The following is a 25,356-nucleotide window of genomic DNA, read 5'->3' as shown; positions in this document are numbered from 1 at the left end:
CCGTGCACTTCACGATCCCGCTCTTCGAACGGCGGACCACGAACGTCGAGTGCGTGACGCTCGGCCTCGGCCCGGGCACGCGCTCGCGGGAGGGGCGGCACGCGGAGCGCGTCCGGCGCCTGCTCACCGAGGAGCTCAGGGCCGTCTTCGAGAAGGCGCGCGCGGCCGAGCTCGCGCGCTTCGAGTTCCCCCGCGGCATCCGGATCGAGAAGGTGCGCCTCGAGCTCACGCTCTCCGGCGCCTCCGAGCGGCGCAAGGTGAGCGGGCTCTGCCCCGTCGTGCTCGAGCCGCGCTGGGCCTCGGAGCACGAGCGCGTCGTCTTCGCCTACCACCCCGCCCGCCAGGGCGAGGCCGCGCCGATCCGCGAGGATCTCCCGCTGGACGAGCAGCTCCGCGCGCTGTTCCAGATCGCGTGGGCCGCGCTCGACGACGACGAGATCGCGCGGCTCTGGAGCCGGGGCAAGGAGCGCATCGCGGCGCTGTCGTTCTCGTGCGCCCCGCGCTCGGCGCTCGCGGACCTGCCGGAGCGACCAGGCGACGACGACACCGGCGCCGATCCGGCGTTCCGCTGGAAGAAGCGCCGGGGCCTCAAGGTCCTGCCGAACCTCGGCGTGAGCCTCACGCAGCGCGCGGCCCAGGGCAATCTCGACGCGGGCGTGCCGCGATCGCCGCAGCGCGAGCAGCTCGCCTTGCTGCTCGGCGCGGGCAGGGCGCAGCCCGTCGTCGTCGTCGGCCCGCCGGGGTGCGGCAAGACGACCTTGATCCACCGGGCGGTGCTCGATCTCCTCGCGGCCGACGGCTACGGCGCGCACAAGAACCTCGACCGCGTCCGCGACGTCGTCGCCGTGAGCGGCCGCAGGCTCATCGCCGGGATGAGCCACCTCGGCGACTGGGAGAAGCGGTGCGTCGAGCTCGTCGAGGACGCGCGCAGCCGCGGCGCGATCCTCGTGATCGACGACCTCCACCACTTCGGCCGGATCGGCAGGTCGCGCGAGAGCGAGCGCTCGCTCGCCGACTTCTTCCGCGGCCCGCTCTCCCGCCGCGAGATCGTGATGGTCGGCGAGTGCTCCCCCGAGGCGTTCCGCCTCCTCGAGCAGGAGTCCCCGTCGTTCGCGGCCCTGTTCACGCCGCTCTTCCTCCCCGAGGCGACGCCCTCCGAGACGTTCCGCCTCATGGTGCGGGAGGTCCGCGCGCTCGAGCAGCGCCACGCCGCCCGCGTGAGCCCGTACGTGCTGCGGACGATCCTCGACCTCGGCGGATCGCTCCTCTCGGCGCAGGCGCTGCCGGGCAAGGCCATCGACCTCTTGCGCGAGGTCGTCCGCGCGGGCGTGACGCCCTCCCCCTCCGGGGATCCGGGGCCGGCGCGCGGCCACGCGCCGCGGCCGATCGGCTCACAGGACGTGCTGCGGCTCCTGTCGCAGAAGACCGGCGTACCGCGGCTCCTCCTGGGCGGCGACGAGCCGCTCGACGCCGGCGCGCTGGAGGAGGAGCTCGGCCGGCGGGTGATCGGCCAGCCGGAGGCCGTGCGCGCGGCGGCGGACCTCGTGGCGCGCATCAAGGCGGGCCTCGTGGATCCGCGGCGCCCGTACGGCGTGTACCTCTTCACCGGGCCGACGGGGACCGGCAAGACCGAGCTCGCCAGGTGCATGGCGGAGCTCATCTACGGCAGCGCGTCGCGCCTGCTCCGCTTCGACATGAGCGAGCAGAGCGGCCCGGACGCGCCGGCGCGGCTCGTCGGCGATCGCTACGCGCCCGACGGGCTCCTGACGCAGCGGGTGCGGGAGCAGCCGTTCTCGCTGGTGCTGCTCGACGAGATCGAGAAGGCGCACCCGTCGGTGCACGGCCTCTTGCTCCAGCTCTTCGAGGACGGGCGGCTCACGGACGCGGCGGCGAGGCCCGCGCACTTCCACCACGCGGTGGTGGTGATGACGTCCAACCTGGGCGCGCGGTCGCGGGCGCTGGTCGGCTTCGGCGGCGCGGGGCTCTCGGAGGCGCGGGCGCTCGCGATCGCGGAGGAGTCGGCCCAGGAGGTCGCGCGGGCGGTGCGCGACTTCTTCCCGCCGGAGCTGTTCAACCGGATCGATCGCGTCGTGCCGTTCCGCCCGCTGACGCCCGAGGTGGCGGTGCGGGTGGCCGAGAAGGAGCTCGACCGGCTGCTCGGCCGGCGCGGGCTCGCCGAGCGGAGCGTCTTCGTGCGCCGGGGCGCCGGCGTGGCCGAGCGGATCGCGCGCGAGGCGTTCGTGGCCGAGGACGGCGCCCGCTCGGTGAAGCGGTTCATCGAGGACGAGATCGGATCGCTGCTGAGCGACGCGCTCACCCGCGGCGCGCCCGCCGCGATGCAGGTGATCCGCATCTTCACGACCGCGCGCGGCGACGGCGCCGCCGCGGCGGGCGACGGCGCCGCGTCCCGCGGGTCACCCGCGTCACCCACGTTTGCGCTGCACCGCGAGGCGCTCGCGGAGGCCGAGCCCGCGGCCGCGGCGTGGGCCCTCGCGCCGCTCATGGCGAGGCCGCTCGGCGCGCTCACGGCGGAGCTCTCACCGCTGCTCGAGTTCGTCGACGCGCTCGATCGGAGCGACGGCCTCGCGCGCCTCTCCGAGCGGATCCGCTACCACCTCGCGGAGCACGGCCGGACCGCCGCCGAGGGGCCCGAGGCGCACGAGCACGCGGAGGCGGTCTACAACCTCGACGCCATGCGCGGCGCGATCCGGGCGTTCCGCGAGCGGATCGACCTCGTCCGGCGGCGGAGCGGCGACGACGACGAGCAACAACACCTCGACCTGGAGGTGCGGCGGTTCGGCTACGTGACGGTCGAGGACGAGTGGAGCCGCTCCCGGGTGCGCCTGTTCCACCGGCGCCAGCTGCCGGGCCCGCTGCGCCGGCCGGCGAAGCAGGAGGTCCTGGAGTGCATCGCGGAGGGCCACGCGCTCCGGCGCGCGCTCCGCAAGGTGGACGAGCCGGGCCAGCACGCGGTCCTGATCGAGCTGCTCCGCGCGGCGCGCTTCGACGAGGGGCCGGCCGGCGCGCGCGACGAGCCCGAGGAGGGGCTCTTCGAGGCGCTCGCGCGCGCCTACGGCGAGGCAGGGGGGGAGGTGGAGGGGTGGGCGTGCGCGCCGCTCGGCAGCGCGTCCGACGGCGACGGGCGCGCGCGCGTGGTCGAGCAGGGCCGCGGGGCGGCGGGGATCGAGGCGATGCTCGCCGCCCCCGGGCGCGGGGCGGAGCTCCTCGTCCTGAGCGTCGTGGGCCTGTGCGTGATGGACTTCTTCGAGCTCGAGACGGGCGCGCACGTCTGGACGTCGCTCTCGCGCGGCCCCGAGGTGGTGCGGGTGCGCGTCCTGCCGGCCCGGCCGGGCCTCTCGCCGGCGCGCGCGGTCCGGGAGCACCTCGACCTGCAGGCGGCGTTCGACGAGGCGGCGCGGCGCGGGCGCGCGCTCCCGCCGAACCCGGCCGAGCTCCTCCCGGTGGTGCGGCGGGTCCGGTTCGACCCGCCGCGCCGCCCGGGCGCGACTGCGCCGATCGAGATCGAGGACTACGTGATGGGGTATGCCGAGTCGTCGCTGGTGCGGAGCCTGTCGCAGGCGCTGGCCCCGCTGTGGCTGCTCCGGATGAGCCGGGAGGACGTGGCGTGAGCCGGCGCCCCGGGCTGCTGCTCCGGGGATGCGCAGGCGACGGCGGACGGCCTCTCAGGGCAGCCGGAAGAGCGGGCGACCGTACGCCATGAAGGGCCACGGGATGGCGGCGAGGATGATGAGCAGCGTGAAGACGACGCCGAGCGCCAGGCGCCGGTGCTGCGCGGTGGGGTCCGGGGCTCGCTTCGCCCGGGCCCAGGCGACGTGGGCGACCGCCACCGCCACGATCATGGCGAAGATGTGCTCGACGGCGAAGAAGCGCAGCGCCGCGATGGGCATGGCGGCCTTCAGCGCGGCCAGCGACGTGGGCCTGAGCGGGCTGAGCGCGGTGTAGAGCAAGACGCCGAGGAGGAGCTGGGCGTCGAGCGAACCGATGAACGCCGCGCCCACCTTGCGATCCGCCGCCGTCCACGGCCCCCGCTGGGCCCAGCCGCGGACCGACCGCGCGAGCGCCAGGAGCCCGAGCAGCAGGACGACCCAGCGCAGCCACGAGTGCGCGACGAGGACGAACGAATAGATCATGGACCTTGCTTTCCGGCCGCGGTGCCGGCCTCGATGATGTACTGCGCGATGTCGGCGAGATCCGACTCCCGGACGCCGCGGAAGCTGGGCATCGGGGGGACGTCGGTGCGCTTTCGCCCCGGGGTCACGGCCCAGCGGACGATGCCCGCGGGATCGGTCCTGTAGAGCGCTGCGATCTCGCTGAGCGGAGGGCCGACCAGCTTGGCGCTGGGGGCGTGGCACGCCGCGCAGAGGGTGGAGAACATGGCCTTGCCCTTCGCGGCCTGCGGCGAGAGCGCGACCGCCTCCTCGGCGGGGTCGGGCCTCTTGCACGCGGCCGCGAGCAGGAGCAGGGCGGCGAGGATCGGCGACCACTTCATGCGGGCGGGCCGAACATAGCGCGCGGCGGCGCCGCGTGGGGCCGGTGTCGCGGCCGCGAGGATCACCAGGGCGCCGCGCGCCCGGCCAGCCCGAGCAGGAGGCCGCGGCGCGGGGCGCCGAAGGAGCCGGGTCGCCTCGCGACGATCACTGCGTCTTGCCGTGCCCGAAATAGATGTGGTTCAGGTAGAGCTCGAGGATCTGGTCCTTCGTGAGCTCCTGCTCGATGGGGCGGGCGAGGAGGAGCTCGCGCATCTTCCGGTCCAGCGTGCGCTGTGCGTGAGCAGCACGTTCTTCACGACCTGCTGGGTGATCGTGCTGATAGGCCGCGCTGCCGATAGGCGATCGAGCACCGCCGCGCTCGCTGGACGCCCCTCTCTCGCCGCTGTACTCGAGCGCGAGGTCCGGACCGCAGGTGGCACCGCGTATCCTGCTGGGGCGTGGCGGTGACCCGAGATGGCGGGGCGTGATAGCGTCGGTGGCGCCTGCCATGACCGACCAGGAAATCGACGCCCTCATCGCCGAGAACCAGTTCCACCCGAACGTCGTGTGGCGCCGCATCCCCGGGAAGGGCCGGGGCGTCTTCGCTCGCCGGTTCCTGCCGAAGGGCGCCGTCGTCGAGTGGGCCGCTGTCAGCTGCTTCCAGGCGTCGGATCTGAAGAGCGAGGACCACCGCGACTGCCAGGCGCTCCATCACGTGTTCACGTGGGGGGAGGAGCCGGGGCGGGAGAAGGCGTATGCGTGGGGGCTGCTCGCGCTCTACAACCACTCGGCGACACCCAACGTCGAGATGAATGACGGTCCGGTGCCGGACTCGATGGCTGCCATCGCGCTCCGCGACATCCACGCGGGCGAGGAGCTCTGCTTCGACTACGGCTACACCTGGTTCGATCCTCGCTGAGGCGAGGACGCGAGCGCCGTGGTGGCGACCGTACCGCTCCGGCTCACGTCGACGATACCGGCGCGCTGGCGAGCGCCCGTCAGCTTCGCCGGCGCACCGCGCTCGCCTCATGAGGCCGCGGCATCTCGGTCAACGCTCGGGCCGGACTGTCGTCGTTGCGGAGGTGAGGACGGGATTCGAACCCGCGTATAACGGTTTTGCAAACCGTTGCCTAACCACTTGGCTACCTCACCGACTGTTCGAAGCGGCGGGAGGTCATGCCTCATCTCTGCGCGGCTGTCAACGCCTTTGATACCGCCGTCTACATTCACGCGGCCGAGCCGTCCCTTCAGCCGGCGCTCCACCACGCTCGTTCTGGCGTCATTCTGTCGTCGTTCCGTCGTCGTTCCGGCTTCCAGTTCCCTCCCGTTCCGATCCTGGAGCCGGCGGAGGGGGGCTGCGGCGCGTTCGCGCCGCAGCCCTCCAGAACACCCGCGTGGCTTACTGTTCGCGCCCGCCGCGCCGTGCCCTTCCCGCGCGCGGCACCCTCTCCCGCGCCCCCAGGGCTCGCCCGATGTAGCTGGCCGTGTAGACCGCCCGCCGCGTCGCCTGGAGCAGCCCGCGCGGCACGATCCCCTTCCCCGTCTGGAACGGGTTGAAGCGGAGGGCGCGCTGGTCGATGTCCACCGGCTCGTACAGCTCCATATCGGCCACTGCCATCCACCGCGCGCGCGAGCCCCCTCGCCTCACCTCGAGGCGCAGCAGCGCGAGCCCCGCCGCAGCGGCGCGCTCCAGCTTCTCCAGGCGGTTGCCTTTCACCACCGCCGCGCGCAGCGGCACCAGGCGGAACTCCGCGCGACCGAAGCCGGCCACGTCGAACCGCGCCAGCGCGTAGTAGTCGTTGTCCAGGAAGTCGTGCCTCTTCGTCGTGAAGAGGGCGAACGGGAGCAGCAAAAGTCGGCGCGCGCTCACGAAGATGAGGTCCTGATCGCCGGCGCTCGCGGCCGGCGTCACCTCTTCGCTGGTCCGGAAGCGCACCGCGACCCCCAGCACGTCCGGGCGGCGCTCGCCCTTGCCGCCCCGCCACCGCCACATCGCGCCCGAGAGCCGCACGAGCGCCGGCCCCGCCAGCCGCTGCGCCAGTGCGCCGACATCGCCCTCCACCGCGAGCGCCTTCACCCCCGCGCAGTAGACCACGCCGTCGGGATGGAACAGCCTCGCTCTCCGGATGAAGCTGCCCCCCACGGCGATAGGAGACAGCGCTCCCCCGATCACACGCCCAACCGCTTCGAAGAACCGCATGGTGACCCCTCCCTCGAACCTGGAGCGCCGGGGGCCAATCGCAAGTTGGGCGCGCCCCGACAGCGCACCTCCCGCGGCGCTCACCCGCGTCGAAGCGTCGAGATCTGCTGTTCTCCGCGCGCCATCCGTTCTCCTGGACAACGGCGATTCCAGGGAAGCGCCGTGTCCCCGGCGCTCCCTCTCGTGCCGCTCGTGCCGAGTCCTCCAGCGGCCCTCGCTCCGTCGCGCGCTCCGTCCCGCGCGCGATGGAGCACGCGCGTCACCCCGCGCCGGCCTTCGCCGCCGGGTCGATCTCCGGAGCGGCGTCTCGCTGCGCCCGGTGCTCGATAAGGCGCTTCGCCACGAGCGTCAGGAGCGCGAGCAGGACGAGCAACGAGGCGACCGCGAACGCCGCCGAGAAGTGGAACTCGTTGTAGAGCACCTCGACGTGCAGCGGCATGGTGTTGGTCTGCCCCCGGATATGCCCCGAGACGACCGACACCGCGCCGAACTCGCCCATCGCCCGCGCGTTGCAGAGCACCACGCCGTAGAGCAGGCCCCACTTCGCGTTGGGGAGGGTGATGCGGAAGAACATGCTCCACCCGCTCGCGCCGAGCGACAGCGCCGCGTGCTCCTCGTCGGCCCCCTGGCTCTCCAGGAACGGGATGAGCTCGCGCGCGACGAACGGGAACGTCACGAACGTCGTCGCGAGGATGATCCCCGGACGATCGAAGATGACCCGGAGGTCGTGCTCGATGAGCCAGGGGCCGAGCACCCCTTGCGCCCCGAAGAGCAGGACGAAGATCATGCCGGAGATCACCGGCGAGACCGCGAACGGCAGATCGATGAGCGTGACGAGCAGGCTCTTTCCCGTGAACTCGAAGCGCGCGATCGCCCAGGCCGCGGCCACGCCGAAGACGAGGTTGAGCGGCACGGCGATGAGCGCGGTCGTGAGCGTCAGCTCGATGGCGGCGATGGCGTCCGGCGCGGTGATCGCCCGCCAGTACCCCGCGAGGCCGTCCTTCAACGCCTCGATGAACACCGCCACGACCGGCAGGAAGAGGAAGAACCCGAGGAACGCGAGCGCCGCCGCCGTCAGCGCCCAGCGCACCAGCGGGGGCTCGGACGTCGCGCCGCGCACCGCCCCGCGCGACCTGAACTGCAGCTTGCCGGCCGCGCCAGCCACTACGACGCGACCCCGGGCGCTCTGGCCCCCGCGGGCCGCTCGGACGCAGGCTGGGGCGCTTCGACAGCGCTCCGCGACCCGCGCGCGCCGCTCCAGGACTGGAGTCGGTTGATCAGGAAGAGGAGCACGAAGGAGCAGAGAAGCATCACGAGCGCGAGCGCCGTCGCGCCCGCGTAGTCGTACTGCTCGAGCTTGGTCATGATGACGAGCGGCGCGATCTCCGTCTTGAGGGGCATGTTCCCGGAGATGAACACGACCGACCCGTACTCACCGAACGCCCTCGCGAACGACATCGCGAACCCGGTGAGGATCGATGGCCAGAGCGCGGGCAGGAGGATGCGACGGAAGATCTGGAAGCGGCCCGCGCCGAGCGACGCCGCCGCCTCTTCCTGGTCGACCTCGAGCTCCTCCATCACCGGCTGGACGGTCCGCACGACGAACGGGAGCCCCACGAAGGTGAGCGCAATGACGACGCCCAGGCGGCTGAACGCGCTCTGGATCCCGAGCGGATACAGGAACCGACCGACCCACCCCTGCTGCGCATAGATGGCCGTGAGCGCGATGCCGCCGACCGCCGTCGGGAGCGCGAAGGGCAGGTCGACGAGCGCGTCGACGATCGACTTGCCCGGAAAGCTGTAGCGGACGAGCACCCACGCCACGAGGACGCCGAAGACCGCGTTGATGCCCGCCGCGATGAGCGACGCGGCAAAGCTCATCTTCAACGAGGCGACGGCGCGCGGCGAGGTCACCACCGCCCAGATCTCGGCGGGCTGGAGCGTCGCCGTCTTGAGGAAGATCATCGACAGCGGGACGAGCACGAGCAGCGACAGGTACGTTACCGTAATCCCCATCGCCAGCCCGAAGCCGGGCAGAACGCTCTGTCGCCGCCAGAGGAGAGCCACGAAGTCTACTTACCGGCCTGGTAGATCTGGTCGAAGACGCCGCCGTCGGAGAAGTGCGCCTTCTGGGCTTTTTGCCACCCCCCGAACACCTCGTCAATCGAGAAGAGCGCGACCTTCTGGAAGACACCCTCCGACTCGGCCGCCGCGAGGATCGCCGGGTTGCGCGGGCGGTAGAAGTGCTTCACCGCGATGCGCTGGCCGTCCTCCGTGGAGAGGAAGGCGAGGTACGCCTCCGCCGCCGCCCTCGTCCCGCGCCTGTCGACCACCTTGTCGACCACCGCGACAGGCGGCTCGGCGAGGATGCTGATCGACGGCACGATCACCTCGAATTTGTCCTTACCGCTCTGCTTCACCGCGAGCAGCGCCTCGTTCTCCCAGGCGATCAGCACGTCGCCGAGCCCACGCTCGACGAACGTCGTGGTCGAGCCGCGCGCCCCCGTGTCGAGGACGGGCACGTTCTTGAAGAGGCGGCCGACGAAATCCTTCGCCTTCGCCTCGTCGCCGCCCGCTCGCTTCAGCTCGTACCCCCACGCAGCGAGGTAGTTCCAGCGCGCCCCGCCGGAGGTCTTCGGGTTCGGGGTGATGACCGCCACGCCCTCCTTCACGAGATCGTCCCAGTCCTTGATGCCCTTGGGGTTGCCCTTGCGCACCAGGAAGACAATGGTCGACGTGTAAGGAGCGCTGTTGTCCTTGAGGCGCGCCTGCCATCCCTCCTTGATCAGCCCGGCGGACGCGACCGCATCGACGTCGTACGCGAGCGCGAGCGTGACCACGTCCCCCTCGAGCCCGTCGATCACCGATCGGGCCTGCTTGCCCGAGCCGCCGTGCGATTGCTTGATGGTGACGTCCTGTCCGCTCTGCTCCTTCCAGCGCTTCGCGAAGGCGGCGTTCACCTCTTCATAGAGCTCACGCGTGGGGTCGTAGGAGACGTTCAGTATCTGCACCGACCCCGACTTCGAGGCGCCGGCCGCGTCGCCCTTCGAGCACGCCGAGAGCGCCAGCGCCAGCACACAACAAAGCATCGTCATCAAGCATCGCATCGATCGTCCCTGCTCCCTCATCCAGTCGCGAGATACCGCGATTCCCGCTGCGCGAGCGCGTCGAGCAGCTGCTGGAAGCGCGAGGCGCCGCAGCGCCGGGCCATGAACGCCGCGCGACCGAGCTTCTGGCAGAGCTTCTTGGCGAGGAGCACGCCGCCGTGGCTGTTCACGTCGGTCAGCACGATCACGAGATCGGCCCGCTCGATGGCCGCCCGCAGCTCGGCCGCCCCGCGGCCGCCCGTGTTGCCCGTGTGAAACTCCAGGTGGTGCCCCGCCTGCAGCGCCATCCGCTCCAGCTGAGCCTGGTTGCGATCCAACCCACCAATCCAGGTGATCCGCATCGCTCCGCCTCCTTGCTCCTCGCAGCGGGTGACCGCCGCTATAACGGACATATCTCACGCTAAAGCAGAGGACGCAAGGGAGATCTGCCAGGATAACGGAGGACATGTCTTGGATACCGGAGGGACACGGGGCCGGCGGGGTCCGGAAATGGGGCGGGGCTACCCGCGCGAACCGTAGGTCATGACGAGGTACATGACGGCCTCGGCGCTGCCCGGGTTGCGGTAGCTGTGCGGGCTGTCGGCCTCGAACAGGATGGCGTCGCCGGTCTCGAGCAGGCGCCGCTCGCCGGCCACGGTGATCTCCACCGAGCCCTCGGTGACGATCAGGTTCTCCGCGGTGCCCGGGGCGTGGGCGTCGGCGTGCTCGACCGAGCGCGGCGCGAGGCGGAGCTCGTAGAACTCCACGTTGCGCGGCCGGTCCATCGGGAAGAGCGCCCTGGAAGAGAAGTCGCCGTTGCGAGACCGCAGGATGCGCGCGTGCGAGGCCTGCATGACGGTCGTGACGGGCGAGGTCGCCTGGCTCATCAGCGCCGAGAAGGGGACCCCGAGGGCGCGCGCGATCTTCCAGAGGACGTTGATGGTCGGCGTGCTCTGGCCCAGCTCGATTTGCCCCAGCATCGCCCGGCTCACCCCGGACGCCTTCGCCAGGCGCTCGAGCGACAGGCCCCGCTCGGCCCGGAACCGCTTCAGGTTGGAGGCGACGACCGGCGTGAGATCCGACGCGTCGTCGAATGCCGGGTCATCCCCGCCAGGCTCGCTCGCCGGGGGCGCGGGTGGGGACGGCGGCTCGGCGGCCGCCGATCGCGCGGGTGTCTGGGCTCTGCGTGCCTTCACTGGACGCGTATCCGCCATGGTGGAGGGCGCGCGTCAAGCGAGCGGGGGGAAGGGCGCGCTCAGGGGCCGCCGGAGACCACCTCCGCGACCGGGCTCGCGGGCGACGGGCGACGCACCGAAGGCGCGGGCGCCGCCAGGAGCACCGGCGAGGTATGGCCCGTGATGAGGCGGGCGCCGCGCTTGAAGGTGATGTACTGCCACATCCACGCGAACATGACGGTGAAGCGGTTCCTGAAGCCGATAAGGAACAGCACGTGGACGGCCAGCCAGGCGAGCCACGCGAGCGTGCCCGACATCTGCAGGCGCCCGACCTTCGCGATGGCGCGCGAGCGGCCGATGGTCGCCATCGTCCCCTTGTCGCGGTAGGCGAACTGCCCGCGCGGGCGGCCCTCGAGATCATCGAGGATGCAGCGCGCGACGAAGCGACCCTCCTGGATCGCGGCCGGGCTGAGGCCGGGCACGTCGACGCCGTTCCGGTCGCGGAGCGTGGCCATGTCGCCGATCGCGAAGACGCCCGGGTGCCCGGGGAGGGAGCAGTCCGGCCCGACCTTCACGCGGCCGACGCGATCGAGCTCGACGCCGAGCGCGCGCGCGAGCGGGGTGCCGCGGACCCCCGCGGCCCAGATGACGGTCGCTGCCGGGAGGCGCTCGCCGTCCTCGAACAGCACGCCCTGCTCGTCGATGCTGCGGAAGCGGCGCCCCTTGATGACCTCGACCCCGAGGGACGCGAGCTGCTCCTCGGCGCTCGCCGAGAGGCTCTCCGGGAAGGCCTGGAGAATGCGGGCGCCGATCTCGACGAGCAGCACCCGCGAGAGCGAAGGGTCGAGGGAGCGGAAGTCGCGCGCGAGGATGTAGCGCGCGAGCTCGGCGAAGGCGCCGGCCATCTCGACGCCCGTGGCGCCGCCGCCGATGACGACGAACGTGAGCAGCCGCCGCCGCGCTGCGGGGTCCTCCTCGCGCTCGGCGGCCTCGAAGGCGAGCAGCATGCGCTCGCGGATGGTGAGCGCCTCGTCGAGGTTCTTGAGCGCCGGCGCGAACCGGGCCCACTCCTCGTGGCCAAAGTAGTTGTTCGTCGCGCCGACCGCGAGGATCAGGAAGTCGTAGTCCAGCGGGTCGCCGTCGACGGTGACGCGCCGGCCGGCGAGGTCCACGCCCGTCACCTCGCCGAGCAGGACCCGGACGTTGCGCTGGCGCGACAGGACCGATCGGATCGGGACCGCGATGTCGGCCGGCGAGAGGCTGGCCGTCGCCACCTGATAGAGCAGCGGCTGGAACAGGTGGTGATTGGTCCTGTCGATGAGGGTGACCCGGACAGGCGCGTCGCGGAGCGCCTTTGCCGCGTTCAGGCCGCCGAACCCTCCGCCGACGATCACGACGTGAGGCTCTCTCGCGGTCGTTGCCATGGTGCCTCCTGGCGAGGAACGCTTCCTCGGTGGCACGACGATGGTAGGGGGCCCAGATCACCGCGGCAAGAAGGCGCAGCGGGCGGGCGCGGCGCGCAGGCGGCCGAAAGAGCCCTCGTCGCGACGGCGAATCGGGCCGCAGAGGCGCAGCGCAGGGGCGACGTGATCCCGGTCGCGGGCGACGGAGATCGCCGCCGCGATCGCTCATGCTGCCGCGGCCTTCACGTCGCTCCTCGCCTCGGCCTTGCCGTCCGGCGCCTCGGCCTTGCCGTCCGGCGCTTCGCCACGCAGCACCTCGGCGAGCAGCTTCCGGCCGCGGTGCAGGCGGCTCATGACGGTGCCGACCGGGACGCCCAGCCGCGTCGCTGCGTCCTTGTAAGACATCTCCTCGAGGTCCACGAGCACCAGGGTGTCACGGAAGGTCGGCGGGAGCGTCGCGAGCGCGCGCCGCACGCCGGGCGAGAGCGCGTGCATGTCGGCGCAGCGCTCCGGCGCCGTCCACGCGCACGGGTCGGTCGCGAGCACGTCGAGGGCGTTGCGCTCGCGACGGCTGCGCCGGCAGCGGGTGATGAAGACGCTGAAGAGGATCTGGTGCACCCACGCCCGAAGGTTGGTCCCGGGCTCGTAGCTCCCCGCGAACCGGAGCGCGCGCTCCACCGTGTCCTGCACGAGGTCCTCGGCCGTCGCGGGCGTCCGGGAGAGCCGCAGCGCGCGGCCGAAGAGCTCCGGTGTCATTTCGACAAGGCCCCGGAGCAGCTCGTCGACCGCTCCCCGCGAGCCCTCTCCCGGCGCCGTCCGCGCCGCCCCGAAGGACGGCCCGCGCCCGAGCGCGCGCGTCGCGCCGGGCGGCGGCGGCGCTGGGTTCGAGGACCGGGCGGGGGCATGAGCGGCGTGGACGAGCATGGCGGGACCTCCTGCGTAACTGGCACTGGCAAGGCAGGTGCCACCGCGCGGACCTCGCGAAGGCCGCGGATCACGCTGAACGGCGCGGGCGGAGACACGCGGGCGCGTGTCAAATCGACAGCAGGGAGAACGGGCGCGCCAGGGTGGCGAGCCGCCCCGCGGCGCGCCCGGCCCGGCGGCCCCACCCGCGCGAGCGCCGGGCGAGGCGTCCAGCAGAGCGGGCGCCGGGCGAGGCGTCCGGCGGAGCAGGCGCTCGCGTCACGTCGAGAGCGGGTCGCTCCCGGCGGCCAGCGCGGCGATCAGGCCCGGGACCAGCTCGGCGATCTCGCCCGCGAGCAGCCCCCGATCGCTGCCCGTCTGCGCGCGCCACACATCGCCGGCGAGCGCGTGGATCAGCACCCCGGCGCTCGCCGCGGCGGTGGGATCCATCGAGCACAGCAGGGCCGCGATCATCCCGGTCAGGACGTCGCCCGAGCCGGCGGTGGCGAGCGCGGGGTTGCCCGCCATGCAGATGAACATGCGGCCGTCCGGGAGCGCGATGATCGTGCGCGCCCCCTTGAGCACGACGATCGCCCGGGTGAGCGCCACGGCCTCGCGCACGGCGCCGAAGCGGTCCTCCTCGACGGCCCGAGCGCTCCGGCCCAGGAGCCGGCCGAGCTCGCCGGAGTGCGGCGTCATGATGAGGCTCCCGCGCGCGGTCGCGAGCGCCTCCGGGCGGCCCACGAAGTGCGTCAGGGCGTCCGCGTCGACGACCTTCAGGCCGTCCCAGCCGAGCACGACGTGATCCACCGCGGCCCGCGCCCGCTCGTCGAGGCCGAGGCCCGGGCCGATGGCGACCGCCCGCCGCCCGGCGAGCGCGCCGTCGAGCGACGCCGCGATGCGGGCCGGATCGATCGAGGTCGTCATCAGCTCCACGACGCGCGACTCCATCGCGCGCGCGGTGTCGGCCCAGGTGCAGATCGTCACGAGGCCCGCGCCCGTCCGCATCGCCGCGCGCGCGGTCAGCAGCGCGGCGCCGAGCTTGCCCGACGAGCCGGCGATGACGAGCACGTTGCCCGCCTGGTGCTTGTAGACGCTCGCCTCGCGCGGGCGCAGCGACGAGCCGATCGTCTCCTTGCGGAGGACCTCCGCGACGTGGCCCACCTGGGCGAGGATCGGCCGGTCCGGGACCCCGAGATCGACGACGTGCACGTTGCCCGCGAGCCGCGCGCCCTCGGGCGTGAGCAGGCCGATCTTGAGGTGGCCGAAGGTGACCGTCTCGTCGGCCTGCACCGCGGCGCCGAGCGGCGCGCCGCTGTCGGCGTCGAGGCCCGAGGGCACGTCGAGCGCGATGCAGAGGCAGGTCGCCGTGTTGAGGACGCCGATGACGTCGGCGAGGTGGCCCTCGATGGGGCGGTCGAGGCCCGTGCCAAAGATCGCGTCGACGAGGAGGTCGGCCCCCGCGAGCGCGACCTCGAGCGGGGCGAGGGACGCGCCCGGGGGGAGCTCGGTCAGCGCGCCGCCGAGATCCACGTACGCGTCGTGGTTGATGCGGCTATCGCCGGTGACCTTCTCGGACCGGGCGGCCAGGAAGACCTGGACCTCCGCGCCGCGGGCGAGGAGGTGGCGCGCCACGACGAAGCCGTCGCCGCCGTTGTTGCCGGCCCCGCAGACGACGACGACGCGGGCGTGGAGGGGGTACGTCGCGGGCTGCCCCGGGCTCGGGACGTGCCGCACCGGGAACGATCGGATGCGCGCGGCGCGGGCCTCCTCGGCGTCGCGGCGGCCGTTCGGCGGCGGCGGGACGCTCCCGGGGCGGCCCCGGAGACCCGCCCCGGAGGGCAACGTCGCCGGCCAGAACGCCCGCGCGGGCGAAAGGCCGGACGCGAGCGGGTGCGGCGCGCGGTGCGCGGCGTCGCCGTGCTGCCCGGCGTTGCGCCCCTCGATGATCGCCGAGATCACGTCGGCGGCGCCGCGGCCGGCGTTCTCCATGAGGACCACGCCGGGGACGTGGCACTGGTGGATCGCGTGTTTGTCGAAGGCGCGCATCTGCGCGCGCGATAGGACCGGAATCACGAGCGCTCTTTCCCTTCGTCCAGGCTGGATCGGCTCTCGCCGTCCTCGTCCGCTTCGGTCGGGGATCGGCTCTCCCCTTCCAGGATAGCCACCGCCGCCGCCACGCCTGCATCATGCGTGATCGACAGGTGGACCCGCTGGACGCCCATGCGCTCGGCGAGCGCGCGCGCCGGGCCGTGGAGCGCCATCGTCGGCGGCATGCGCGGCGCGCCGCGCACCTCCAGGTGGTGCCAGCTGACGCCCGGCGCGCCGGCCATCGCCTTCACCACGGCCTCCTTCGCGGCGAAGCGGCCCGCGAGCGCCGTCGCCCGGTCCACGCGGTGCGCGAGCGAGCGGCGCTCCGGCTCGGACAGCACCCGCTCCCAGAACCGCTCCCCCCACCGCGCGAGCGCCTCCTCCATGCGTTTGATGCCGCAGACGTCGATGCCGATGCCGAGGATCACGCGCCCCCCTCGCTCGACCGAGCGTCCGCGCCGGCGTCCGGCGGTTGCACGGCGCCTCCGCAGGCGACGCTCGCCGCGATGCGATTGGCGGGACGGACAGACACGGGGAAGGTCATGCGGCGACTCTACCCTATTCGATGGCGACGCCTCCTGAAACGCGATCCGCGCCTCGCCCCGAGCGCGGAAGCGGAAGCAGACGCAGAAGCAGACGCAGAAAGCGCCTCGACGGCGGCACGCGAGCGGGGAAGAGGCCCGGCGCGCGGCGGCCGGCCGCGGCCTCGGGCGCCGCGACCGCGCGGCGAGCGCGGCCGTGGAGCGTCGCCCGCGCGCGCCGATCGCGGCTACCATGCTCGCGGCGCCAATGCAGACAGCCCTCGATCTGACGGTCATGCTCCCGCAGAGCGCCTACGATTACGGCGAGCGCTCGTCGGGCGAGGCCCACGGCGTGGTGCTGACGAAACCCCACGTCGTGAATCTCATCCTCGATCTCGCGGGCTACACCGCGGACCGGGATCTCGCGTCGCTGTCGCTGCTCGAGCCAGCCTGCGGCCATGGCGCGTTCCTGGTCCCCGCCGCCGAGCGGCTGATCCAGTCGGCGCGCCGCCACGATCGCGACCTCCTCGAGATCGAGCCCGCGATCCGGTCGTACGACGTCGAGCGAGCTCACGTCGACCACGCGCGCCTCGCGGTCGCCGGCGCCCTCGCGCGGCTCGGGCTGCCGCAGGGCGACGCGACGCGCCTCTCCGAGGCCTGGATCGCCCACGGCGACTTCCTGCTCACCAGCCAGGGACGCCGGTTCGACGCGGTGGTCGGCAACCCGCCCTATGTCAGGATCGAACAGCTCTCGCCCGAGCTCCAGGAGGAGTATCGACACCGGTACAGGTCGCTCTACGACCGCGCCGATCTCTACGTGGCGTTCATCGAGCGCGGCCTCGAGCTCCTCGCGCCCGGCGGGATCCTCTCCTTCATCTGCGCCGACCGGTGGACCCTCAACCGGTACGGCGCGCCGCTCCGCCGGCTGCTGTCGAGGTGGTTCCGGGTGCGGTGCTACGTCGATCTGCGCGGCGCGTCTCCCTTCGAGTCCGAGGTCGTCGCCTACCCGTCGATATTCGCCGTGTCGCCCGGCAAGACGGGGAGCGTCCCTGTCGCGACGCTGCGCACCGCCTCGCCGGAGGAGTGCGAGGCCGCGTCCGCCGCTCTTCGACACGCGGAGGGGCGCGCGGAGGAACGCGCGGAGGCGGGCGCCGCGGAGCGCGGCTCCGGCGTCGCCGTGTCGGAGTACGCTTCCTGGTTCGAGGGCGACGACCCGTGGGTGCTCGGCTCGCCAGAGCACCTCGAGGCCCTGCGCGCGCTCGAGGCGCGGTTCGCGCCGATCGAGGAGGTCGGCGGGACGCGCGTCGGCATCGGCGTCGCCACCGGGAACGACAGGATCTACATCGTCGGCGAAGAGGTGGATATCGAGCGCGATCGCCTCGTGCCGCTCGTCATGCGACACGATATCGAGGACGGCCGCATCCGCGACGCCAGGCGGTTCGTCATCAATCCCTTCGGATCCGACGGCAAGGTGGTCCATCTTAAGGAGTACCCCAGGCTCTCCGGGTACCTGCACGCGCACGAGGCCGAGATCAGGAGGCGCTACATCGCGCGGCGGGGCGGCGCAGGCTGGTTCCGCACCATCGATCGCGTGGTTCCGGCGCTGACCACCGCCCCCAAGCTGCTCGTCCCCGACATCGCGGGCTCCAACGAGGTGGTCTATGACGAGGGCAGGTTCTATCCGCACCACAATCTCTATTTCATCACCTCGGAGGGCTGGGACATGGAGGCCCTCGGCGGGCTGCTCGCCTCCAAAGTCGCCCTCTTCTTCGTGTGGTCCTATGCGGTCAAGATGCGCGGAGGCTACCTGCGCTTCCAGGCCCAGTACCTGCGGCGGATCCGCCTGCCCCCGCCGGAGAGCGTCGCGGAGGATCTGATGAGCGATCTCCGCAGCTCCTTCCGGCGGCGCGACTTCGACAGGCTCGACGAGCTCGCGCTGCGCGCCTACGGCATCGACGCGCTGCCCGGGTTCGGCTTCCTCGACACGAGGAGATAGCCCGCTATCCGGGCCCGCGCGCGGCGTGGTACCGTCGCGCTCTCACGGGGCGTTCGCGGGCGAGGGGACGAGCGATGACGGCCGAGAAGATCGAGTGCGCTAGCCGTATCGAGGGGGTCGTCGTGTACGCGCGCGGGGCGATCGTCACCCGCCGCGTCGAGCTCGCGGCGCCGCTCCCCCGGGGGGCGGTCGAGATCTCGGTGCCGGGGATCACGCCGCTCGCCGAGCCGGGGAGCTTCCGCGCGCTCATCGACGCCGCAGGCGCCCCGGCGGGCGCGGCGGCGGCCTCCGGGCCCGCGCGCGACGTGCGCGACGTGATCGGCGTGCGCGCGCGGCTCGTCGTGCCCCCGGCGCCCGTCTCGAGGACGGCGCTCTCCGCCGAGCTCCGCGAGCTCGAGCTCGCGATCGCGCGCCTGTCGGCGGAGCGCGAGCACCTCCGCCTCTGGCGCGACCAGCTCGGCGCCGTCTCGCTCGATCCGGAGCTCGCGCGGCGCTTCCGGCCGGGCGACCCGGCGGCCCGCATCCGCGACGCGCTCGCGGTGAGCGGCCTGCTCTCGGACGAGCTCGCCGCGCTCGACGCCCGCGCCGCCGCGCTCGACGCGGAGCTCGAGCGCGCCCGGAAGGAGCTCCTGGCCGCCCAGCTCGACGCCGCCCAGGCCACGAGCGGCGAGGTCGAGGAGCGCGACCCGGCGCGCCTCGACGTCGCCGTGCGGCTCGCGCCGGAGCGCGGCGGCGCGGCCGGGGAGCCGGCGCTCCGGCTCGAGTACGCCGTGTTCGCCGCGCGCTGGTGGCCCGCCTACGCGGCGCGGTTCTCGCGCGGCGCGACCGAGGTCGCCTTGCAGCTCGACGCCCTCGTCGCGCAGGCCTCCGGCGAGGACTGGAAGGACGTGCGCCTCGCGCTCGCCACCGCCGATCTCGTGCAGGACACGCGGCTGCCGGAGCTCGCCTCGCTGCGGCTCAGCCGCGCGCAGCGCCCCCCGCGCCGCGGCTACCGCCCCGCGCCGGAGGGGCTCGACGCCATGTTCGACGGGTTCGACCGCTTCGTCGCCGCCCTCCCCGAGCCGGCCGCGCGGACCACCGCCGCACCAGGAAAGCTCCCGCCCGCGCGTGACGGCGACGAGGCCACGCGGAACCGGGCCAGCCCGGAGCCCTTCGCGGCGATGAAGAGGCCAGCGCCGCCTGCGCCATCCGGCCCGGCCGCCCCGCCGCCCCCGATGCAGGCCGCCGCGCCGATGGCGTTCGCCCCGCCGATGCCGCTCGCCGCGCCGGCGCGCAAGTCGCGCGGGCTGTCGCTCCCGTCGTTCGGCGGCGGCCACGGGGCGCCGCCCCCGCCGCCGGCTCCCCAGGCGAGCGCGCCCCCGGTCCCCCGGAGCGCCCTGGGCTCCGCGGCGAGCGTCGAGGCCGCGGCCAGCCTCGAGGAGGAATGGCTCGCTCCCGAGCAGGCGCTGGAGGGCGCCGGGGCCGCCCCGGCGCTCGAGCCCGCGCAGGTCGAGGAGTGGCTCGACTTCGACGCGCTGCACCTCCCCGGCGCGGGCAAACAGCGCGGCCGGCTCGCGCGCGACGAGCCCGGGCCCTCGCGGCGCGACGCGCGTCGGGCGGAGCAGGACATCGCGGACCTCGGCGCCCCGCCCCGGGCCGTGGATCCGCGCGACTCGCGCGGGCAATTCGACCACTTCTACGTCGGCGAGAGCGCCGCCGACGTGCCGTCGAACGGCAGGCTCCACCGCGTCGCGCTGGGCGCCGCGCGCGCCCCCGCCGCGCCCCGGTTCGTGACCGCGCCCCGCGAGGCCGCCGAGGTCTACCGCGAGGCGCGCGTCGAGAACCCGTTCGACGCCCCGCTGCTCGCGGGGCCTGTCGACATCTTCGTCGACGGCGCCCTCGCGGCGCAGTCCGCGCTCGGCCGCGTGGACCGGGGCGGCCTCCTCCGCGCCGGCCTCGGCGTCGAGGAGCGGATCCGGGTCGCCAGGAACGCGCGCGTGGACGAGTCGAGCGCCGGCCTGCTCGGCGGCTCGCTCGCCGTCGAGCACGCGGTCGTCATCGACCTCTCCTCGTCGCTCGGGATGGGCGTCGAGGTCGAGGTCCTCGACCGCATCCCGGTGACGGACGACAAGGACGTCGAGATCAAGCTCCTCTCGTCGCAGCCGAAGGCCGAGCCGTACACCCAGGAGGAGCTCGGCGAGCCGGTGCGCGGCGGGCTGCGCTGGCGCGTCCCGATCGCGCCAGGCGGCAAGGCCTCCGTCGCCTTCACCTACCGCGTGGTGTTCTCGTCCAAGAACGAGATCGTCGGCGGTAACCGTCGGGAATAACAAAGGAAACGAGCGCACCATGGCAACGGATGCGAGCGGTTCGGACCGGGCTGGGCGGAGCGCCAGCGGAGGCGGAGCGAGCGACGAGAGCGGCGGCCACGAAGGCGCCCGCGCGCCGCACCCGAGCGCGGCGCGCGCGGTGACGCTGTTCGAGGATCGCGCCGAGGTCGTGCGCGCGGCGCGCGTCGAGGTCCAGGCCGGGGCGCAGTGGATCGCGATCGGCGGCGTCTCGGTGTTCGTCGACGAGCGCACCGTGCAGGCGCGCGTCGCGGGCGCGGATGCGGTCCGGGTGACGGCGGCGCGCGTACGATGGAGGGCGCACAGGGAGGCGGCGCTCGGTCGCGAGGCGATCGACGCGCTGGAGCGCGAGGAGCGCGAGGCGTCGCTGCGGGCCGGCGCCGCGGAGCGCGCGCGGGACCGGGCGTCGCGGCGCGAGGCCCACCTCGACCAGCTGCTCGCGAAGTGGGCGCGGGCGATGAGCGAGGTCCCGAAGGACGCCGGCGAGCCCGCGCGCCTCGCCTCGTGGCGCGGCGGCGCCGAGGCGCTGCACGCGGCGCTCGCCGAGGCGCTCGGCGCGTCGGCGGACGCGCGCGCGGCGCGGGCGCGCGCCGAGGAGGACGCCCGGCGCGCCGGGGCGCGGCTGCGGGAGGGGTCCGTCGAGCAACCGCGCTATGAAGCGGTGATCGAGGTCGAGGTGCACGCCCCCGCGCCCCAGCCCGTCGACATCGAGCTGACGTACCGCGTCGCGTGCGCGATCTGGCGCCCCGAGCACCTGGCGCGGCTCGCCGCCGGCGCCGCGGTCACGAGCGCGGGCGGCGCGGCAGCGCAGGCGCCTGGCGGCTCGATCGAGCTCACCACCTGGGCGGCGGCATGGCAGGCGACGGGCGAGGTCTGGGAGAACGTCACCGCGCGCTTCTCGACCGCGCGGCCGTCGAGGAGCGCCGAGGCGCCGCTGCTCGAGGACGACGTGCTCCGCGCGCGGCGCAAGACGGAGATCGAGCGCCGCCGCGTGATCGTCGAGGCGCGCGACCAGGCGATCGCCGCGGCCGGGCTCGACCGCGGGGCGCGGGCGGTCGACGAGATGCCGGGGGTGGACGATGGCGGCGAGCCGCTGATCTTCGAGGCGGCGGAGCCGGTGACCCTCCCCTCGGACGGCCGCCCGACGCGCATCGAGATCGCGCGGCGCTCGCTCCCCACCGAGCTCGCGCTGGTGCTGTACCCCGAGGTCCACCCCGCGGCCCACCTGCGCGCCACGGTGACGCTGGACGGCGGCGGCGCCGGCGGGCGGCCGCGCCCGCTGCTGGCAGGCCCGGTGCGCGTCGCGCGGGGCGGCAGCCTCATCGGCCGCGCCCGGCTCGATTTCGTGGGCGCCGGCGAGCCGTTCGAGCTCGGCTTCGGCGTGGACGACGCCGTGCGCGTGCGGCGCACCGTCGACGAGGAGCAGGACACCGCCGCGATCACGGGGAGCCGCAAGATCCGCCGGCGTGTGAAGCTCTCCGTGTCCAACCTCTCCAGCAGCGTGAAGCGGGTGCTGGTCACCGAGCGGATCCCTGTCAGCGAGGTGGCCGAGGTCGAGGTCGCGCTCGGCGAGGCCCCCGGCTGGACGCTGGACGAGAAGGACGGATTCCTCCGTGGCCACGTCGAGCTCCCTCCGAAGGGGTTGAAGACGATGTCGTTCAGCTACGAGCTCCGCGCCGCAGCGAGCGTGGTGTTGCCTTTTTGAAGCCAGGAAACGCAGAGAGCGGGAACGGGGAAGGAGAGAAGCAGGGAAGCCGAGACGCCGACGGCCGCCGTCGCACGGTTCGCGCGGAGCGCCGTTGACAGGACGCAGTGCGCTTCTGTAACGGATCGATCTCCCAGCGGCTTCACTCGTGAAGGAGGAGGATCGCCATGAGGCAGCAGATCGACGGGGCCGTGGTGCTGACCGCAGCCGACGAAGACGTGATGGAGTATTTGCCCAACCGAGGCGTCTTCATGGCGCAGCTGCTGGGAAGAGACCGCGGGAACGCCTTCGGCTTCTACAGGGGCACGATGGGCCCCGGCTGTGAGATCTCGCGCGAGCTCCACACGGAGACCACCGAGACCATCTACATCCTGGCCGGTCAGGCGCTCGGCATCGTCGGCGACCGCGAGGTGCCCCTCGGCCCCGGCCAGATGATGCACGTCGAGACGAACGTACACCACGGGCTGCGCAACACGGGCGCCGGGCCGCTCGAGTTCCTCGTCATCGGCCACCCCGATTTCTGATCGCGCGGTCCGCTCCTTGAGGTGCGCCGCGCCCCTCCGGTTCGCCTCCAGCGCGCTCGCCGTGACGGCGCTGCTCGGCGCTGCAGCGGCGCGAGCCGAGCCGCCTGCTGCGGCGCGAGCCGAGCCGCCTGCTGCGGCGCAAGCCGAGCCGCTCGCAGCGCCGTCCGGCGCGGCGACACGGGGAGCCGGCGAGACCACCGCCCTCCGTTCCGGAGCGGTGCTGCCGAGCGCGCCGCGCCGGGCCGCGCCGGAGGCTCTCTCTCGCGCGCGGCCCGAGGTCGCGTGGGATCCGGCCTGGCCGCGCTTCCGCGTGAGCGAGTATGTGGCCACGGGGCTCCTGGCCGCGACCGCGTTTGGCACGCTCGCCATCCCGCCGTCGGAGGGCCGGTGGACGACCGTGAACGGCTTCGACGTCTCGGCGCGCGACGCCATGCGCATCCGCAGCGATCGCCAGCGCGAGATGGCGCGGGACGCGAGCGATCTCCTGCTCACGCTGATGACCAACCACCTCGCGGTGGACGCCCTGCTCGTGACCTGGTGGGGGCACGGCCGCGGCAGCGTCGCCTGGGAGATCGCGATGATCGACGTCGAGGCGCTCGCGCTGAACGCGGCCCTGAACGGCGTCGTCGCGGGGCTCACGAGCCGCGAGCGCCCCTACCGCGCCGGGTGCGCCGGGCCGGAGGAGCAGCAGGACCGCGACTGCCGCGGGAGCAAGCGGTACAGGAGCTTCTTCAGCGGCCACAGCTCGACCGCCTTCACGGCGGCGGGGCTCGTGTGCTCGCACCACGCGCGCCTGCCCCTGTACGGCGGCGGCGCCCCCGACGCGCTCGCGTGCGCCGCGTCGCTCGGGACGGCGGCGGCCGTGGCGACGCTCCGGGTCGTCTCCGACCAGCACTTCGCGACCGACGCGCTCACGGGCGCGGCGGTCGGCGCCCTGACCGGCCTCGGGCTCCCGTGGCTCCTGCACTACCGCGGCGGCGCCCCCGCCTCGGACGCGCCGCGCGCGGACGGCGTCACGCTCAGCTTCGCGCCCGCGCCGCTCGGCGGGTACCTGGTGGGCAGGTTCTAGCGATGACGCCCCGCCGCGCGCTGGCCGCCGCCGCGACGCTCGCCGCGCTCACCCTGCTGCCCGCCGGGGCCGGCGCCCAGGATCCGGCCGACCTGCCGTCGCCCGCCGGCGAGCCGCCGCCGGTGCCCTCGGGCATCGACCTCCTGCAGAAGCGCTCTTACTGGGCGCGGAGCGCCGCCGCGCGCCCGTTCCTCTCCGCCCTGATGGATCTCGGCGTGATCTATTTCAGGCCGAGCCTCGCGCTCGGCGTGGGCAAGCCCCACTGGTCCTGGCTCGGGATCGAGGGCTATGCGAGCGGTTCGCCGAACGGCGGCGCGGAGTACCTGGGCCTCCGCGCCGCGCTGCCCAGCGTGGAGATCCGCGGCGGCGCGCGGTACGCCTTCTCGACGACCCAGTACTTCCTCGAGCCTCGGGCGTCGTACACGCGCAGGGACACCGAGCTCATGCAGGGCCCCCCGTCGCGGTACGTCGCGGCGGAGATCGAGGTGTCGGGCTCGATACCCTTGCTCGGAGGCAGCCTGTTCGGCGTCGCGACCGGTTATGCGGTGCTGGGGACGCCGGAGGGATTCTACCTTTACGAGGAGGCGCTCCACGCGGTGATGAAGCCGCCGTACCTCTACCGGGCCCGGCTCGGCTACATGGCGGAGATGGACCGGTTCGGCGAGCTCCGCCTGGGCGCCGCCGCCGAGGTGCTCGGCAACCCTGGCCGCGACAGCGTCGTCGTGCGGCTCGGCCCCGTGCTGGCCGTGTCGTTGACGCACCACCTGGACGCGGTGGGGACGGTGATGGTGGTGGCCGCGACGCCCGATCGCCTCGGCCTGCTGGGCGCGGATCTCGGCCAGCTCGGCCTTCGATACCGGTGGGCGACCGGCGATCACTGGCCGGAGTTCCCGTGACGCATGCGCCTGCCGCGACGCGTGGTAAGCGTCCCCGTATGAACAAGCTCATCTCCCTGACGTTCCTCGCCGCGGCCCTCGCGGCGTGCACCCAGCCCGGCGAGGCGAGCGCGCCCGCGGCCACCGGCGCCGCCGCGCCGCAGCCCGCCAAGGCCGACGCCCCGAAGGCGAAGGCCGCGGACGCGCCGGCGGCCCAGGTGAAGGCGGCCCAGGCCAAGATCGGCCAGCCCGCGCCCGATTTCACGCTGCCGGACCTCGACGGCAAGCCCGTCAAGCTGGCCGATCACAAGGGCAAGACGGTCGTCCTCGAGTGGTTCAACCCCGGTTGCCCGTTCGTGCAGCTCGCGCACCGCCAGGGCGGCCTGAAGGACGTGCCGGCGCAGCAGGCCCAGAAGGGGGTCGTGTGGCTCGCCATCAACTCGGGCGCTCCAGGCAAGCAGGGCACCGGCAAGGAAGAGAACGTGAAGGCAAAGGGCGAGTTCGGGATGAGCTACCCGGTCCTCATCGACGAGAAGGGCGACGTGGGGCGCGCGTACGGCGCCCAGCGCACACCGCACATGGTCGTCATCGATCCGCAGGGCACGGTCGTCTACGCCGGCGCCATCGACAGCACGAAGGGCGGTGAGCCCGAGCCGGGCGAGCAGGTCACGAACTACGTCGATGCCGCGCTGACCGAGCTCGCCGCCGGCAAGGCGATCTCCACGAAAGAGACCGAGGCGTTCGGCTGCACCGTCAAGTATTGACGAGCCCGCCGGCGGGCCCATGAGCAGCGGAGCAGCTGAACCCACCTCGGCATCATGTCGCGCGCCCCACAAATAGCGTCACGGACGGCGTCCGCTCCTCGCTGCTCTCTCGTTGGATCGTTCATTGGCGCTGTCGTCGGCGCGGCGCTGAACGTCGCTGACCGGCGCTCCCGCCGTCTGTTCCCGCCCCACGCCCATCGCGCCGTCGAGCGCATCGCACCCTGGCCTCT

The 25,356-nt window shown here is 73.4% G+C and carries 22 protein-coding genes and 1 tRNA gene; 9 read left to right on the top strand and 14 right to left on the bottom strand.

The genetic code is table 11. The features are described 5' to 3' along the window. Window positions 1–2: 2 nt before the first annotated feature. A complete protein-coding gene (locus WME82_RS01690) occupies window positions 3–3,629 on the top strand; it encodes an AAA family ATPase (protein ID WP_438041395.1) in 3,627 nt (1,208 codons plus the stop codon). A gap of 54 nt (window positions 3,630–3,683) precedes the next feature. Here the strand turns inward: WME82_RS01690 and WME82_RS01685 are convergent, their stop codons facing one another. From WME82_RS01685 to WME82_RS01675, 3 genes are all read right to left on the bottom strand, one after another. Then, a complete protein-coding gene (locus tag WME82_RS01685; protein ID WP_438041394.1) occupies window positions 3,684–4,151 on the bottom strand; it encodes a hypothetical protein in 468 nt (155 codons plus the stop codon). Continuing rightward, on the bottom strand, window positions 4,148–4,510 hold the full coding sequence (locus WME82_RS01680; RefSeq protein ID WP_437743851.1) for a c-type cytochrome: 363 nt from the start codon (window positions 4,508–4,510) through the stop codon (window positions 4,148–4,150). Before WME82_RS01680 ends, WME82_RS01685 begins: the two co-directional genes overlap by 4 nt. A gap of 145 nt (window positions 4,511–4,655) precedes the next feature. Further along, window positions 4,656–4,763, bottom strand: a complete 108-nt coding sequence (locus WME82_RS01675; protein WP_438041393.1) for a transglycosylase domain-containing protein — start codon at window positions 4,761–4,763, stop codon at window positions 4,656–4,658. Window positions 4,764–4,998: 235 nt separating this feature from the next. Between WME82_RS01675 and WME82_RS01670 the strand changes: the two genes are divergently transcribed. Continuing rightward, complete coding sequence (locus WME82_RS01670) at window positions 4,999–5,409, top strand: SET domain-containing protein (RefSeq protein WP_438041392.1); 411 nt, start codon at window positions 4,999–5,001, stop codon at window positions 5,407–5,409. A gap of 161 nt (window positions 5,410–5,570) precedes the next feature. On the opposite strand, the gene WME82_RS01665 is transcribed toward WME82_RS01670, so the two are convergent. The 11 genes from WME82_RS01665 to acpS all read right to left on the bottom strand — a co-directional run bounded on the left by WME82_RS01665 (window position 5,571) and on the right by acpS (window position 15,776). Further along, a tRNA-Cys gene (locus WME82_RS01665) sits at window positions 5,571–5,642 on the bottom strand. Window positions 5,643–5,889: 247 nt separating this feature from the next. Beyond that, window positions 5,890–6,690, bottom strand: a complete 801-nt coding sequence (locus WME82_RS01660; protein WP_438041391.1) for a hypothetical protein — start codon at window positions 6,688–6,690, stop codon at window positions 5,890–5,892. A gap of 259 nt (window positions 6,691–6,949) precedes the next feature. Then, complete coding sequence (cysW, locus tag WME82_RS01655) at window positions 6,950–7,855, bottom strand: sulfate ABC transporter permease subunit CysW (protein ID WP_438041390.1); 906 nt, start codon at window positions 7,853–7,855, stop codon at window positions 6,950–6,952. Further along, on the bottom strand, window positions 7,855–8,757 hold the full coding sequence (cysT, locus tag WME82_RS01650; RefSeq protein ID WP_437860870.1) for a sulfate ABC transporter permease subunit CysT: 903 nt from the start codon (window positions 8,755–8,757) through the stop codon (window positions 7,855–7,857). The genes cysW and cysT overlap by 1 nt, the downstream gene beginning before the upstream one ends. Window positions 8,758–8,762: 5 nt before the next feature. Further along, window positions 8,763–9,818, bottom strand: coding sequence for a sulfate ABC transporter substrate-binding protein (locus tag WME82_RS01645; protein WP_437743845.1), 1,056 nt, complete (start codon window positions 9,816–9,818; stop codon window positions 8,763–8,765). Beyond that, a complete protein-coding gene (locus tag WME82_RS01640; RefSeq protein ID WP_012232960.1) occupies window positions 9,815–10,138 on the bottom strand; it encodes a DUF2325 domain-containing protein in 324 nt (107 codons plus the stop codon). The genes WME82_RS01645 and WME82_RS01640 overlap by 4 nt, the downstream gene beginning before the upstream one ends. A 159-nt stretch (window positions 10,139–10,297) precedes the next feature. Then, window positions 10,298–10,990, bottom strand: coding sequence for a helix-turn-helix domain-containing protein (locus WME82_RS01635; RefSeq protein ID WP_437743843.1), 693 nt, complete (start codon window positions 10,988–10,990; stop codon window positions 10,298–10,300). Window positions 10,991–11,031: 41 nt separating this feature from the next. After that, complete coding sequence (locus WME82_RS01630) at window positions 11,032–12,375, bottom strand: NAD(P)/FAD-dependent oxidoreductase (protein ID WP_437743842.1); 1,344 nt, start codon at window positions 12,373–12,375, stop codon at window positions 11,032–11,034. Window positions 12,376–12,579: 204 nt separating this feature from the next. Continuing rightward, window positions 12,580–13,278: an RNA polymerase sigma factor gene (locus tag WME82_RS01625; RefSeq protein ID WP_438041389.1), complete on the bottom strand. Its 699-nt coding sequence runs from the start codon at window positions 13,276–13,278 to the stop codon at window positions 12,580–12,582. 258 nt (window positions 13,279–13,536) lie between these two features. Continuing rightward, window positions 13,537–15,333: an NAD(P)H-hydrate dehydratase gene (locus WME82_RS01620; RefSeq protein WP_438041388.1), complete on the bottom strand. Its 1,797-nt coding sequence runs from the start codon at window positions 15,331–15,333 to the stop codon at window positions 13,537–13,539. Then, window positions 15,330–15,776 (bottom strand): holo-ACP synthase, encoded by a 447-nt coding sequence (acpS, locus tag WME82_RS01615; protein ID WP_438041387.1) that lies wholly within the window; start codon window positions 15,774–15,776, stop codon window positions 15,330–15,332. The genes WME82_RS01620 and acpS overlap by 4 nt, the downstream gene beginning before the upstream one ends. Window positions 15,777–16,137: 361 nt before the next feature. Here acpS and WME82_RS01610 point away from each other — a divergent pair, with 361 nt between their 5' ends. The 7 genes from WME82_RS01610 to WME82_RS01580 all read left to right on the top strand — a co-directional run bounded on the left by WME82_RS01610 (window position 16,138) and on the right by WME82_RS01580 (window position 25,126). Beyond that, entirely contained in the window at window positions 16,138–17,865 is a 1,728-nt protein-coding gene (locus tag WME82_RS01610; protein ID WP_438041386.1) for an Eco57I restriction-modification methylase domain-containing protein, read from the top strand. A 74-nt stretch (window positions 17,866–17,939) separates the two neighbouring features. After that, window positions 17,940–20,171 (top strand): DUF4139 domain-containing protein, encoded by a 2,232-nt coding sequence (locus tag WME82_RS01605; RefSeq protein ID WP_438041385.1) that lies wholly within the window; start codon window positions 17,940–17,942, stop codon window positions 20,169–20,171. A 19-nt stretch (window positions 20,172–20,190) separates the two neighbouring features. Then, window positions 20,191–21,894, top strand: coding sequence for a DUF4139 domain-containing protein (locus WME82_RS01600; RefSeq protein WP_437860848.1), 1,704 nt, complete (start codon window positions 20,191–20,193; stop codon window positions 21,892–21,894). A 167-nt stretch (window positions 21,895–22,061) separates the two neighbouring features. Continuing rightward, window positions 22,062–22,418, top strand: coding sequence for a cupin domain-containing protein (locus tag WME82_RS01595; RefSeq protein WP_012232951.1), 357 nt, complete (start codon window positions 22,062–22,064; stop codon window positions 22,416–22,418). A gap of 16 nt (window positions 22,419–22,434) precedes the next feature. Further along, on the top strand, window positions 22,435–23,487 hold the full coding sequence (locus WME82_RS01590; RefSeq protein ID WP_438041384.1) for a phosphatase PAP2 family protein: 1,053 nt from the start codon (window positions 22,435–22,437) through the stop codon (window positions 23,485–23,487). A 2-nt stretch (window positions 23,488–23,489) separates the two neighbouring features. Continuing rightward, window positions 23,490–24,383, top strand: coding sequence for a hypothetical protein (locus tag WME82_RS01585; protein WP_438041383.1), 894 nt, complete (start codon window positions 23,490–23,492; stop codon window positions 24,381–24,383). 38 nt (window positions 24,384–24,421) lie between these two features. Further along, window positions 24,422–25,126, top strand: a complete 705-nt coding sequence (locus tag WME82_RS01580) for a thioredoxin family protein (RefSeq protein ID WP_438041382.1) — start codon at window positions 24,422–24,424, stop codon at window positions 25,124–25,126. Window positions 25,127–25,356 lie beyond the last annotated feature (230 nt).

Source organism: Sorangium sp. So ce128, from assembly GCF_051525245.1.
Lineage (GTDB): Bacteria > Myxococcota_A > Polyangia > Polyangiales > Polyangiaceae > Sorangium > Sorangium cellulosum_B.
Note: the sequence above shows the minus strand (reverse complement) of the source record. Positions and strands in the feature narration are given on the sequence as shown.

Excerpts from the sequence above, each read along its gene's own strand:
- WME82_RS01585 (WP_438041383.1), top strand. The coding sequence starts at position 23,490 with ATGACGCCCCGCCGCGCGCTGGCCGCCGCCGCGACGCTCGCCGCGCTC.
- WME82_RS01630 (WP_437743842.1), bottom strand. The coding sequence starts at position 12,375 with ATGGCAACGACCGCGAGAGAGCCTCACGTCGTGATCGTCGGCGGAGGG.
- WME82_RS01685 (WP_438041394.1), bottom strand. The coding sequence starts at position 4,151 with ATGATCTATTCGTTCGTCCTCGTCGCGCACTCGTGGCTGCGCTGGGTC.
- WME82_RS01675 (WP_438041393.1), bottom strand. The coding sequence starts at position 4,763 with ATGCGCGAGCTCCTCCTCGCCCGCCCCATCGAGCAGGAGCTCACGAAG.
- WME82_RS01625 (WP_438041389.1), bottom strand. The coding sequence starts at position 13,278 with ATGCTCGTCCACGCCGCTCATGCCCCCGCCCGGTCCTCGAACCCAGCG.
- WME82_RS01660 (WP_438041391.1), bottom strand. The coding sequence starts at position 6,690 with ATGCGGTTCTTCGAAGCGGTTGGGCGTGTGATCGGGGGAGCGCTGTCT.
- WME82_RS01645 (WP_437743845.1), bottom strand. The coding sequence starts at position 9,818 with ATGAGGGAGCAGGGACGATCGATGCGATGCTTGATGACGATGCTTTGT.
- WME82_RS01600 (WP_437860848.1), top strand. The coding sequence starts at position 20,191 with ATGGCAACGGATGCGAGCGGTTCGGACCGGGCTGGGCGGAGCGCCAGC.
- WME82_RS01640 (WP_012232960.1), bottom strand. The coding sequence starts at position 10,138 with ATGCGGATCACCTGGATTGGTGGGTTGGATCGCAACCAGGCTCAGCTG.
- WME82_RS01610 (WP_438041386.1), top strand. The coding sequence starts at position 16,138 with ATGCAGACAGCCCTCGATCTGACGGTCATGCTCCCGCAGAGCGCCTAC.
- WME82_RS01605 (WP_438041385.1), top strand. The coding sequence starts at position 17,940 with ATGACGGCCGAGAAGATCGAGTGCGCTAGCCGTATCGAGGGGGTCGTC.
- WME82_RS01580 (WP_438041382.1), top strand. The coding sequence starts at position 24,422 with ATGAACAAGCTCATCTCCCTGACGTTCCTCGCCGCGGCCCTCGCGGCG.
- WME82_RS01680 (WP_437743851.1), bottom strand. The coding sequence starts at position 4,510 with ATGAAGTGGTCGCCGATCCTCGCCGCCCTGCTCCTGCTCGCGGCCGCG.
- WME82_RS01595 (WP_012232951.1), top strand. The coding sequence starts at position 22,062 with ATGAGGCAGCAGATCGACGGGGCCGTGGTGCTGACCGCAGCCGACGAA.
- WME82_RS01635 (WP_437743843.1), bottom strand. The coding sequence starts at position 10,990 with ATGGCGGATACGCGTCCAGTGAAGGCACGCAGAGCCCAGACACCCGCG.
- WME82_RS01670 (WP_438041392.1), top strand. The coding sequence starts at position 4,999 with ATGACCGACCAGGAAATCGACGCCCTCATCGCCGAGAACCAGTTCCAC.